The 9,942-nt window shown below is 60.6% G+C and carries 18 protein-coding genes; 11 read left to right on the top strand and 7 right to left on the bottom strand.

The features are described 5' to 3' along the window. Positions 1-19: 19 nt before the first annotated feature. Positions 20-241, bottom strand: coding sequence for a hypothetical protein (locus ACFQ24_RS05155; RefSeq protein WP_380909483.1), 222 nt, complete (start codon positions 239-241; stop codon positions 20-22). 141 nt (positions 242-382) lie between these two features. Here ACFQ24_RS05155 and ACFQ24_RS05150 point away from each other — a divergent pair, with 141 nt between their 5' ends. From ACFQ24_RS05150 to ACFQ24_RS05100, 11 genes are all read left to right on the top strand, one after another. After that, the gene (locus ACFQ24_RS05150) at positions 383-928 is read left to right on the top strand and encodes an NUMOD4 motif-containing HNH endonuclease (protein WP_380909481.1); all 546 of its coding nucleotides are present in this window, start codon (positions 383-385) and stop codon (positions 926-928) included. Beyond that, positions 928-1,257, top strand: coding sequence for a hypothetical protein (locus tag ACFQ24_RS05145; RefSeq protein ID WP_380909479.1), 330 nt, complete (start codon positions 928-930; stop codon positions 1,255-1,257). Before ACFQ24_RS05150 ends, ACFQ24_RS05145 begins: the two co-directional genes overlap by 1 nt. Continuing rightward, positions 1,257-1,697, top strand: coding sequence for a PKD domain-containing protein (locus ACFQ24_RS05140; protein ID WP_380909477.1), 441 nt, complete (start codon positions 1,257-1,259; stop codon positions 1,695-1,697). The genes ACFQ24_RS05145 and ACFQ24_RS05140 overlap by 1 nt, the downstream gene beginning before the upstream one ends. Positions 1,698-1,705: 8 nt before the next feature. Beyond that, positions 1,706-3,082 (top strand): hypothetical protein, encoded by a 1,377-nt coding sequence (locus ACFQ24_RS05135; RefSeq protein WP_380909475.1) that lies wholly within the window; start codon positions 1,706-1,708, stop codon positions 3,080-3,082. Between the two features lie 10 nt (positions 3,083-3,092). After that, a complete protein-coding gene (locus ACFQ24_RS05130; protein ID WP_380909473.1) occupies positions 3,093-3,227 on the top strand; it encodes a hypothetical protein in 135 nt (44 codons plus the stop codon). Between the two features lie 74 nt (positions 3,228-3,301). Then, complete coding sequence (locus tag ACFQ24_RS05125) at positions 3,302-3,799, top strand: hypothetical protein (protein ID WP_380909471.1); 498 nt, start codon at positions 3,302-3,304, stop codon at positions 3,797-3,799. Then, on the top strand, positions 3,789-4,124 hold the full coding sequence (locus ACFQ24_RS05120) for a hypothetical protein (RefSeq protein WP_380909469.1): 336 nt from the start codon (positions 3,789-3,791) through the stop codon (positions 4,122-4,124). The genes ACFQ24_RS05125 and ACFQ24_RS05120 overlap by 11 nt, the downstream gene beginning before the upstream one ends. Next, positions 4,121-4,369 (top strand): DUF7940 domain-containing protein, encoded by a 249-nt coding sequence (locus ACFQ24_RS05115; protein ID WP_380909467.1) that lies wholly within the window; start codon positions 4,121-4,123, stop codon positions 4,367-4,369. The genes ACFQ24_RS05120 and ACFQ24_RS05115 overlap by 4 nt, the downstream gene beginning before the upstream one ends. Then, on the top strand, positions 4,362-4,841 hold the full coding sequence (locus ACFQ24_RS05110) for a lysozyme (protein ID WP_380909466.1): 480 nt from the start codon (positions 4,362-4,364) through the stop codon (positions 4,839-4,841). The genes ACFQ24_RS05115 and ACFQ24_RS05110 overlap by 8 nt, the downstream gene beginning before the upstream one ends. Continuing rightward, entirely contained in the window at positions 4,838-5,374 is a 537-nt protein-coding gene (locus tag ACFQ24_RS05105) for a hypothetical protein (RefSeq protein ID WP_380909464.1), read from the top strand. Before ACFQ24_RS05110 ends, ACFQ24_RS05105 begins: the two co-directional genes overlap by 4 nt. Continuing rightward, complete coding sequence (locus ACFQ24_RS05100) at positions 5,374-6,819, top strand: hypothetical protein (protein ID WP_380909462.1); 1,446 nt, start codon at positions 5,374-5,376, stop codon at positions 6,817-6,819. Before ACFQ24_RS05105 ends, ACFQ24_RS05100 begins: the two co-directional genes overlap by 1 nt. A 468-nt stretch (positions 6,820-7,287) precedes the next feature. Here ACFQ24_RS05100 and ACFQ24_RS05095 read toward each other — a convergent pair whose 3' ends face one another. From ACFQ24_RS05095 to ACFQ24_RS05070, 6 genes are all read right to left on the bottom strand, one after another. Further along, a complete protein-coding gene (locus tag ACFQ24_RS05095; protein WP_380909460.1) occupies positions 7,288-7,524 on the bottom strand; it encodes a hypothetical protein in 237 nt (78 codons plus the stop codon). After that, positions 7,521-7,871 carry a hypothetical protein gene (locus ACFQ24_RS05090; protein ID WP_380909458.1) on the bottom strand — a complete coding sequence of 117 codons (351 nt, stop codon included), beginning with the start codon at positions 7,869-7,871 and terminating at the stop codon, positions 7,521-7,523. Before ACFQ24_RS05090 ends, ACFQ24_RS05095 begins: the two co-directional genes overlap by 4 nt. Beyond that, positions 7,864-8,070 (bottom strand): hypothetical protein, encoded by a 207-nt coding sequence (locus tag ACFQ24_RS05085; RefSeq protein ID WP_380909456.1) that lies wholly within the window; start codon positions 8,068-8,070, stop codon positions 7,864-7,866. The genes ACFQ24_RS05090 and ACFQ24_RS05085 overlap by 8 nt, the downstream gene beginning before the upstream one ends. A gap of 43 nt (positions 8,071-8,113) precedes the next feature. Next, positions 8,114-8,512, bottom strand: a complete 399-nt coding sequence (locus ACFQ24_RS05080; RefSeq protein WP_380909454.1) for a hypothetical protein — start codon at positions 8,510-8,512, stop codon at positions 8,114-8,116. 144 nt (positions 8,513-8,656) lie between these two features. Next, positions 8,657-8,884 carry a hypothetical protein gene (locus tag ACFQ24_RS05075; RefSeq protein WP_380909452.1) on the bottom strand — a complete coding sequence of 76 codons (228 nt, stop codon included), beginning with the start codon at positions 8,882-8,884 and terminating at the stop codon, positions 8,657-8,659. Positions 8,885-9,013: 129 nt separating this feature from the next. After that, positions 9,014-9,595 carry a hypothetical protein gene (locus tag ACFQ24_RS05070; RefSeq protein ID WP_380909450.1) on the bottom strand — a complete coding sequence of 194 codons (582 nt, stop codon included), beginning with the start codon at positions 9,593-9,595 and terminating at the stop codon, positions 9,014-9,016. Positions 9,596-9,942: the final 347 nt, after the last annotated feature.

Here is a 9,942-nt window from a genome sequence, read left to right as displayed (position 1 = left end):
GCGGGGCTTGGTTTGAAGATCAATCCCGAAACAGGCGAGCTAGCAGATGATATTGCACGGCCTCGGCGTCCCGCTCTGTCGGCTCAAGCTCGTCGGCAATCGCTTGAAGGTTTCTGGCGATGGTTTGCTTCTCTTGTGCGTCTAGTAGGCCAGCGCGCCTAAGAGCGTTGGCGCAGAGGGCGGATGTTGAGGCCGAACGCAAGGCGATCCGTGCAATCAGCGTAAATTCTTCGTCCGTCACCTCTGCCCCTTCTTCTTGCACCCCGAATCACCCTATGGTAAACCATAGCTGCGCGGCCTGACACCTCGCCGCACCGGGAAACCACGGCCTTAGCCGTCCTCATTCCCCTCATCGACAGACCTGTCTTTTGGGGAATGAGAATTGTCCACATCGGAAGAATGGCGAGCGATAGCGGGTTACGAGGGATACTATGAAGTGTCCTCGCATGGACGCGTCCGTCGCCTTGCCCGGTATGTTCGAACAAAGAACGGCTGCTTCAAGCTTCATCCGACACGGTTTGTCGGCGGATATGTGCATCCCAAATCCGGGTATCCGCAAGTTCGTCTGAGCCGTGATGGCGATGCGCGGACCGCAAGTATTCACATGCTCGTCTGCGAAGCCTTCCATGGCGCGCGCCCATCTCCGCAGCATGAAGTCGCACATGGTGACGGCACGCGGAGCAATAACGCTGCCTATAATCTTCGTTGGGCGACAAAGATAGAAAACGCCGCCGATCGCGTGATCCATGGCACTCAACAGCGTGGCGAAACGGCCCCCATTTCGAAGCTAACCGATGAGGATGTCCGGGCCATTCGCCGGCTTCATCATGGCCGCTATGGCGATGGTATCCGTCTCGCTCGCCAGTTCGGCGTCTCAAACACGCAGATCACCAACATCATCAAAAACCGTCAATGGGGGCATGTCTGATGCCCGTCATAGACTACAGCACCACCCCAGACAGCAACACATCGGTTCGCGGCATCAATATCGCGGAGAACTGCGCGGCCGGGAACATTAACGCCGCAATTCGGGCCATCATGGCCGACATCCGCCTGATGTATAATGGTCTCCCTGACGTGTCGAACCTTGTCACCAAGACGGGCGGCCAGTTCACCGGCAACCCGATTTTCTCCGGTCGCGGCGGCTATATCTACCACGACGCATCAACGAATGCCTCGGGTCGCATCTTCATCCAGCCCATCGGCGGCGCTGTTCCTTCGGGCATGGCGAACGGCGACTTCCTGATGGAATATTGATGCCCCGCCTGCGCGCCATGACGCCTTCGGGGCTGGTGGAGGTGACGCGGTTCCGCGCACTGCACTTCAACGCCCTGCGCCTGATCCGCACCCTCAAGGTGCTGGATAACGGCGTCCTGCGCACCGTGGGCAGCTTTATCCAGCCTTTGAGCGTGTCCATCAGTCCCGCTACCGCCAGCGGCCGACGCGCCACGTCAGGCGAAGCCACGACCAACACCGTCACAGCAAGCGTGAGCGGCGGACAAGGCCCCTACACCTATTCGTGGGTGCGGGTGTCGAACGACAACCCCGGCGTCCCGATCGCCACCAACCCCAGCGGCGCAACGACCGCCTTCAGGGGATACCCGGATGGGGACGCGGTTTTCCAAGTCAACGTCACTGATGCGCTCGGCAACACGGCGAGCGGGCAGGTGGCGGTCACTTTCATCAGCTTCGCATAGGGGGCAAGGTGTATCACTGGTTCGACCTTGTTGTGAACGATCGGACGGGAATCCCCATCCCGGATGTCATCGCTCGCGCCTACGATACTGTGACGGGCGCACTGGCCGATATCTACGCCGACGAGAGCGGCACTCCCATCGATACGGTTTCCGGCATCGCAAACGCCGCCAAGACCGACAGCGGCGGCAACTACGACTTCTTCATTGATGACGGCAATTACGATGTACAGTTGTTCGTTGGCTCGGCACCGCTGAAAGTCATCCGCAACGTCCAGATGAAGGTCGCCGCAACGCTTGGCGATTTGGATGGAAAAACGAACGCATCTGCCGTAGGTGTATCGGGAACTGCAACCAACCTCGGCACCGGCTGGGTTGGCATCGTTCCCGACAACCCAACCGCGAAACAGGCGGTTCAGGCTGTCGAAACGCAACTGATCGACCGGATCACGGCGAACTCCACTCCGACGACTGACGGCTATGTAACCCAATTCCGCAACTCGCCCACGACAGGCCAGGACATCTATTCGGCACAAGTTCCTGCCGGCTATTATTACCGTAGCGCCACACGTTCGGCCATCAACATCCAGCCAGGCACGACTGTGCAGCATATGTCTGCCTTCGACGCCTATGCGATCAACAACGCCACGCATGGCTCCGCTCCGAACGAGGCGAACGCCGTCTGCTATTTCGGGCAGGCTGTGGCTGCGGTCGATAATGCGCATGTCTGGGGCATCAATACCGCCTGCAACGACAGCGTCGGCAACGTTTCCGGGGCTGGGGTCGGGCGCGTTCTTATCGGGTGGGAGCATGATGTTGACGTAAATCGCACCGGAACCACGGTGGTCGGCGCGTCGATGATCATCCAGGGTTCCGCGACGCCCTTGAATGCCGACGCCTATCAAGTCGGAACGCGCGGCAGCGCCACGAAATGGTCAAACGGCTTCATCACGGATGACGCGTCCTGCACGGTTGCAGCCATCCAGGTCGGCGCATCCGCTGCGTCTGGGTCCGACATCGCCAGCCAGCAGATTTTCATGTCGTTCCGCGACGGAAGCAGCGCCCGCCATCAACTGCGGCTTAACGCCTCTAACAGTGCACTCAACCTCGCCGCCAGCACAACGGCGGACATGGGCTATTTCCAGATTACCACGGGCAACATCATTTTTGGCGTGTCCGGAGCCAGCACGGACATCAATATCCAGTATCTCGCGAAGGGGCTGGGGACGCACATCTTCAACGCGCCGATCCGGCACTATCTCGCTTCGTCCGTCACACCAAACGCCAACAGCCAGATGATGTTTGAACTGACTTCCAACACTTCCCTGACGGTCAAGGTCCGCGGCTCCGATGGAGTTACGCGATCGGCCGTGCTGGCGCTGACATAGGAGCAAGGCGATGTCTGACGACTTCCGGGGCATCCTCGCCTGCTACCGCTCCGGCCAGATGAGTGAGCGCCAGTGGCAAGCGCACCTGTCCGATCCCCTGTTTCGAATCTGGCTTAGCAAGAAGGAGAATGATCATGTCCGGTAACGGCCCCCAGCGTCCGCCGCAGGACGAAAAGAAGACCAGCAAGCCGGTGAAGCCGGCGCAGAAGCCGAAGCCGCGTGGATAACTTCACCTCCTTTGCCGTCGCGATGGCCGTGGTGCTGGTTATCAGCGCCGCGTCCCGCAACTCGCGCCTTGAACGCGAGGCAGCGGCATTGGGCGCTATCTGGGCAGGGCTGGCCTGCTTCGTGGCCGCGACGGAAATCTACGAGCCATGGCATATCAGCATGGTCGTGGACCTGATCGCGGCTGCGTGGCTGGCAGGGATCACATGGCGTGGTGAGCACGTCAATCCGGGTTGGCGGCGTCCCATCCTGTCTATCCTGTTCTGCGTCCAGGTATCCATGCACGCGGCCTACGGGCTGATGGAGATGTTCACGCGCTCGACCAACTGGCAGCGCTATTATGATGAACTGAGTACGGTGGGCTGGCTCCAGCTTGCTCTGGTCGGGGGTTGGGGCGTTGCTGAAATTCTGTGGCGTGCTGCTGTGCGTGCTTGGGCTGGTCTGTCTCTACTTCATCGCAAGAAGGCTCTTGGAGATAGCCATGGCACCTGATCCCAGCATCGAGGCGCAGCTTGCCCCCCTGCGCAAGGACATCAGCGATCTACAGGGAACCGCGCGCGTCACCAAGCATGAGGCGGCGAACATCGCACAGCGCCAGATCGCTGGCGAGCTGCGGATGGACAAGATCGAAAACCGCATCGAGGCGATGAACGAGAAGGTTTCCGACAAGCTGGAAATCATCCTCAACAAGATCGCGGACCTCAACACGGCGCAGCAGAAGAGCTTCGGCTTCTATGCCGGGATCGGGACGGTTTTCACTGCCGGCCTAGGCCTCCTGCTTGCGCTCGGCAAACTTCTGTTTGGAGCGGGGCAATGAAGCTGATTGATGACTGGCGCACTCGTTGGCTCAAATTCTGGTCCGTGCGCCTAAACCTGCTCGGCAACTTCCTGCTCGGAACGCTGCTCGCCTTTCCCGAGATCGCGCGCGAGCTTTGGGCGGCGCTGCCTGACGAGCTGAAAATGCTGCTCCCCGTCCGCATCGCTTACTGGATTCCGGTGCTGATCTTCGGCGCAGCAACATTCGCCCGCCTGGTGCGGCAGAAAGGGGCCAACAATGGCTGATGCCACAAAGAAGAAGGTAGCGGTCGGGGCCGGGGCTGGCTTTGCTGCCGCTCTGGCGCTTGCTGTCCCGCTCATCGGGAATTGGGAAGGGAAGCGCAACGATCCCTATCTAGACATCGTGGGCGTGCCTACTGTTTGCTACGGCGAGACACGCGTGAAGATGCGCCGCTACACAGATGCCGAATGCTTGGCGATGCTCCAGAAGGGTGTCAGGGAGTTCGCTGAGCCTGTAGCGCGCTGCACTCCTGCGATTGCCGATCGGCCGTACCAGCTCGCCGCCGCTACATCGCTGGCCTACAATATCGGCATTAAAGCCTATTGCCAGTCTACCGCTGATCGCCGCTTCGACAGCCGCGACTTTGCCGGTGGCTGCGCGGCTATCAAGTTCTGGAACAAGGCGGGCGGACGCTTTGTGCAGGGCCTCGCGAACCGGAGGGCAGAGGAATATCGCCTCTGCATGGTGGGCCTGTGATCCCCGCTCCTTTCCGCCCCTACATCTATGGCGCGCTTGCGGTCGTGCTTCTGGCTGGATCCCTATGGGTCTGGCGCATCGACAGCCTCCGCGCCTCCTACAAGCGCCAGCTTGCCGAAGTGCGGCAGGAATACACCCTCTTCAAAACCAAGATCATCGACAGGACCGCAGAGGCGCTGGCCGCACAGAAAGCCGTCAACGCTGCCCAAGAACAGGAATGGAAGGACAAGGCCGATGCAGCCGATGAAAGCATTGTCGATCTTCGCGCTCGCCTGCGCGCTTCCCTCGTGCGGCAAGGAAGTGGTGGAGGTGCGGGCCGGAAAACCGGTTCCCCCGCCAAAGCTGACGGTGCCGGCGTTCCTCAAGAAGTGCCCGCCGCTCCCCCCGGAGATAGCGGATCAGTGCAAGTGGGCGCGGACGTTCTCGCCGGCCTCGCCGCCTACGCTATTCAGGCCCACGAATGGGCCGTTAGCCTTGACCCTTCCGATCTTGAACCAAAGCCTGTTTCCAATTCTCTCAAGGGGGACAAATAATGGTTGCCGTAGCAAATAGCTCTTTCGTTCCCGTCAGCTTCGCTGCCGGCAGCGTGGTTTCAATCACCGGCCTGAAATACTCTGTGACGCTCAACAGCGTCACCCAAACCTATAATCGGTCATCGACTTTTGGTCCGTTTGATACCGACCAAATTTTGACGATCACCGCGCTCGATAATGGCGTGACCTACGATATCTCCGGCAACTCCACGCCACTCACCGCAAGGAGCTATCGCCTCTACAACCCGCGTGGCCTGCGACGCTTCCGCGCCAAGCTGGGCAACGCCCTCTATGCGCCGGTCCATATCGGCTGCCATGGCGACAGCATCACCCAGGGCGTGGGCACCGAAAATCCCAGCAGCGTTACGACCAACACGATAGCTGATGCGCGCGGCTGGCCAGGGCAGCTTCGGGCACTCTTCGCCGCTCGGTACGGCACGCTCGGCGGTGGCGCTATAACCCCCTTCTACTCTGGCACCGACAGCCGCGTTGCCCGTGACGCCGGGGTGACTGCGGACCTCACGATCGGTCCATGCCTATGGGGAGGCCGCATCCGCAGCGATAGGCCAGTGACGTTCACCACGCCCGCCTGCACTGCCGTGGACATTCTCTACTTTGGCGGCGACACGGCGGATGGAACGCTGAACGGCGGCTTCACCTATCAGGTGGACGGAGGCACAGTTACGCAGGGCCTTGCGTCCGGCAACAATACCGGCGCGACGAAAGGCTACAAGGTGCTGTCGATCACCGGCCTTGCCAATACCACGCACACGATCACCCTGGCAGGGATCAGCGCGACTAATTCGCAGCACATCACCGCGATCCGCTACCACAACAACCAGGGCGTCACGGTCAGCCGTTGGGGTCGCGCCGGCTGGACCATCGCGGATTACCTCGGCGTCGGGGAAAGCTCGCGCAACAACGCAGCGACCAGCAATGCCTATATCCGCTCTCGGCTCGCGGCGCAGTTTGGCGCGTGGAATGAGGCGCTGACCATCATTTCTCTGGGCCAGAATGACGGTACACTTCAGCAGACCTTGATGGGCGGCGGGACTGGAGGCGAGGCGATCGGGCCTGTCTATACGACCCCTGACTATTATGAGGCGCGTCTGCGTGAGGCGGTCGCCAACATTGCGGCACTTGGCGGTTGCACGCTGCTGGTCAACACGGCGCTCCCCCCCTCTGGTGGTGTCACCGTTCCGTCTGGCGGGCAGGCTTATTACGCCTATCATCAGGCCTGCCGGCGCATTGCTTCCGACACGGATCATGTCGCGCACCTCTCCATCGCTGATCGCTGGGGCATGACTGGCGACACCTCGTCAGCAGAGAATGTGACGCTGGGAATGCTGTCGGATGCGGCGTCCGTCCACCCATCGACGCAGGGATATGGCGACTATGCCAACGCCATGTTTGAAGCGCTGATGAGGCCGGACCTGACGGTCTAACTATGCCCCCGCGCGCCAAGCTGGGCTACATCGCTGGCGGCACCATCCTGAGTTGGTATCTGCTCGCAGGTGCTATCACGCTATGGCTTGGCTAGCGGCGCTTCTTCCCGCCTTCGATGTAGTTCCACCAATCTGTCCCATGACGATGGCTTACCGGAGGCTCGCCCTTCGGTAGCCCTTTCTTCCTCGCCCTCGCATCGGATCGGGACTGGTGGAAGAAGTCGCCTATAAGCTGCTCGTTAGCGCGTCGTGTCTCGTCATCCATGACCCTCTGTTCGCGCATTGTTCCTGAGTCGGTCAAGGGGCGACGCGGGTCTGGCTTGATACAGACTACTGACGCACCGAGGCCATCGTTTCATCCTCGTCTCAGTCTAGGCTCCGGCTGATCAGGCCGGCAGCAGCACGCTTCCATCAGCGCCGCCGCGTCATCCCCCTTATACCATCCTGGTAGAGGGTTGTGAATCCCCGCTACTCCGCGTCGTCGAGGCGCATGAAGACGTTCCGGCGATAGACAACCTCGGGGAATGGTTCTCCGGGCTGATCAATCGAGTAATTGGTGGAAAGCACCAGATAATCCTCGCCCTTGATGTTGATCAAAGCACCATCCGGTGGAACTGGCGCGTCAGTTTCGACCCTAATGAGGAAAGAAGCGGCAACGCCAACCTTTCTGGTTGCGTAAAACTCGATAACGGTTCTGCTCTTCACCCCTCGTCTCCCATAAGCGCGGTGATTGCGTTGGCGGCGCAATGCAGAGCGTTGTATGAGCCTTGCTTCCACGCCTGATCAAAGCTGCGGTTCTCTGGCGTGTCGCCTTGCTCGGGATCGAACGGACGGGCAATGGCTTTCTCCGCTCTCTCCCGCGCCACATCCGCCGCCTGCCTAAGTCCCTCACGGCGTCCGGCTTCCACGATCGCCTTGATGTCCTCAAATTCCAGGCTGACGGGATCAAGGGCGTCGCCGGAAAGAAGCGCCTTCAAAGCGGTCTTGCGGGTTCGGCTTTCGTGATGCGGCCACCATTGCTCGAAGGCGAGCGCTTCGTCTGGCTCAACCATTCTTCTCTCCATTGAGGGCGTTGCGGGCGCGGCGAAGATGGCCCCAAGTCAAGCGGTCGGCGGCAAGCGTATCATCTATCACTTCATCGTCGCCCCGGTTCGTGATGATATCGTAGGCCACCTTCGCAAACGGCTCCAGCGCCTCCTTCATAGAGGCGAGAAGGTCGGCGGCATCCTCCATGAGATACTCGCTTTCCATCGGCGCATCGTGCGGGCGGTTCCGCAGCCTCTCGATTACCTCATCAACCTTGTGCATCGCTGCTCTCCAGATGGTGGCGGGCGCGGAGGGCGGCGGCGCAGAGGGCTAGGGCTGGTGTGGCGGCATAGCTGCCTTCATGAACGCCAGTAAGGCTGTTCCCGCACACTGTTGCGCCGGGTTTATAACCTGTCGTCGTTACCTCGAATTTCAGGCCGTCCGGCACCAGCCTCATAGCACTATCAAGCGAAGCCGTGTAATTGCCGGGACGTATATCGCTCAAAACGCGTTGATCCGATCCATCGAACCGATGCACCAGCCCGCCGCGCCCTTGAACGTAGTCGGCATACTCAGGGTGAAGCGCTTTGAATATCTCGACCTCAACGGCGTAGTTCGGCCCCGTCAGCGCTTCTACCCTCTCCGCCAGCTCCAACATCTCGCTCACTCGCCGTCTCCTTCCCGCTGAAGTCTTGCCTCAACGCATCTCTCGCGCATGGGGCATGGCACCTTGTCGCACTGGCTCAACCTCGGCAGTTCTGCCTCGCAGTGCGTATTCCAGCGGGTTGCGTGCGCTATGGCTTTCGCTATCTCACCCACGTCCGGCCTCCATCGGGTTGAGGGGGGAGTTGGAAGCGGAGTGCTGCTCATAGACTATGATGGAGCGCTTTCCCCGCCTCGCCCACATGGCGGCGTGTCCATCGCCATAGTCCAGCACGGCGTCGGCCTTCTCGGGATGCTCGAGCAGATAGGTTGCAGCGCGCAGGGCCAGCATGGCATTGTCTCGCTGGTCCACGTTCAGAATGATCTTCTCACTCATGCTCCGGGCCTTTCGCGGGGGATAGGGGGAAGGGAAGCACGATCACCGACAACCCGGATCGAATTGCCGTAGCCCAGCCCAAAGCCAAGCATCTGATCCATGCTGTTGAGCCTGCGCGCCATGATGCGTTCAAGCCGCAACTGGCACATAGAGCGACGAACCGCTTTCATTGCGGCCTCCTTCCAATCGATCGGCATAGCCTGTCCTGCCCTTCCACTTGCGAGGCGGGCCGCTGATCAGGCACCATTGATTGTCCTGCCAGTCGTAGCGATGCCCGTTCTGCGCGAGTGAGGTGCTGTCCGCGCTGACGAAAGGATAGTCGAACGCGACCGCAGTTCCCCGGAGCATGTGGAGCGGGTGCCAGGTATTGCCCATCAAGGACGCCACTTCGTCCATCTTGCGGCGGTAGGCGTCGCACCCAACCGGCTCTTTCTTCGGGTCGCCTATCCATCCGATGCAGACACGCGGAAAGCGCTCGCATAGTCGAGCTAGTCGTTCGATTGACCCGTCCATGTGCCACACCGGCGCTCCCCGTGACGGCCCGAATGGCCAGTCGTTCAGCAGTCCATCGTTGAGCTGGGAAGGCGCGCCAGGACTGTCGGGCATGATCGCCCATCGCCCCGGATGATAGATCATTGGCTCCAGCCACTGATAGTAGGACAGCCACCAAGTGAGACGGTCGAACTCGTCCCACTCCCTGCCAGCCTTCATGGCCTTCATCCAGAAGCTGAACGCTCCGTGATCGAAACATCAGCTGCGGGCAGATAGCCAGCAGCGCCTCCAGATCGTCAGGGCGGAAGAAGGACACGCAAGCAGCGCGACCGGGCATGATGCTTTCGAGCGCTGCCCGTGGCGTTAGAGGGGTGCCATGGTATATGGTCGCCTCACCCATTGCGAACATCCCTTCGCGTGGTCAGGCCATCGTTCCGGGCAACGGCGGTTCGGTGGCCGATTTGGTTTTGCGAACCGCGGCTAAGATATTGAGCGATAAGGAGCCGGTTTTGCGTCCCGAATAGCCCGCATCCGCGGTTTTCTGTGGGGTCCATCTTAACCGCCTG

It is taken from the genome of Sphingobium olei (genome assembly GCF_042678845.1).
Lineage (GTDB): Bacteria > Pseudomonadota > Alphaproteobacteria > Sphingomonadales > Sphingomonadaceae > Sphingobium > Sphingobium olei.
Note: the sequence above shows the minus strand (reverse complement) of the source record. Positions and strands in the feature narration are given on the sequence as shown.

Bases quoted from the DNA above. Each gene is read 5' to 3' on its own strand.
- ACFQ24_RS05145 (WP_380909479.1), top strand. From the start codon at position 928: ATGCCCGTCATAGACTACAGCACCACCCCAGACAGCAACACATCGGTT.
- ACFQ24_RS05140 (WP_380909477.1), top strand. From the start codon at position 1,257: ATGCCCCGCCTGCGCGCCATGACGCCTTCGGGGCTGGTGGAGGTGACG.
- ACFQ24_RS05130 (WP_380909473.1), top strand. From the start codon at position 3,093: ATGTCTGACGACTTCCGGGGCATCCTCGCCTGCTACCGCTCCGGCCAG.
- ACFQ24_RS05120 (WP_380909469.1), top strand. From the start codon at position 3,789: ATGGCACCTGATCCCAGCATCGAGGCGCAGCTTGCCCCCCTGCGCAAG.
- ACFQ24_RS05115 (WP_380909467.1), top strand. From the start codon at position 4,121: ATGAAGCTGATTGATGACTGGCGCACTCGTTGGCTCAAATTCTGGTCC.
- ACFQ24_RS05110 (WP_380909466.1), top strand. From the start codon at position 4,362: ATGGCTGATGCCACAAAGAAGAAGGTAGCGGTCGGGGCCGGGGCTGGC.
- ACFQ24_RS05100 (WP_380909462.1), top strand. From the start codon at position 5,374: ATGGTTGCCGTAGCAAATAGCTCTTTCGTTCCCGTCAGCTTCGCTGCC.
- ACFQ24_RS05090 (WP_380909458.1), bottom strand. From the start codon at position 7,871: ATGGTTGAGCCAGACGAAGCGCTCGCCTTCGAGCAATGGTGGCCGCAT.
- ACFQ24_RS05085 (WP_380909456.1), bottom strand. From the start codon at position 8,070: ATGGAAAGCGAGTATCTCATGGAGGATGCCGCCGACCTTCTCGCCTCT.
- ACFQ24_RS05075 (WP_380909452.1), bottom strand. From the start codon at position 8,884: ATGAGTGAGAAGATCATTCTGAACGTGGACCAGCGAGACAATGCCATG.
- ACFQ24_RS05070 (WP_380909450.1), bottom strand. From the start codon at position 9,595: ATGAAGGCTGGCAGGGAGTGGGACGAGTTCGACCGTCTCACTTGGTGG.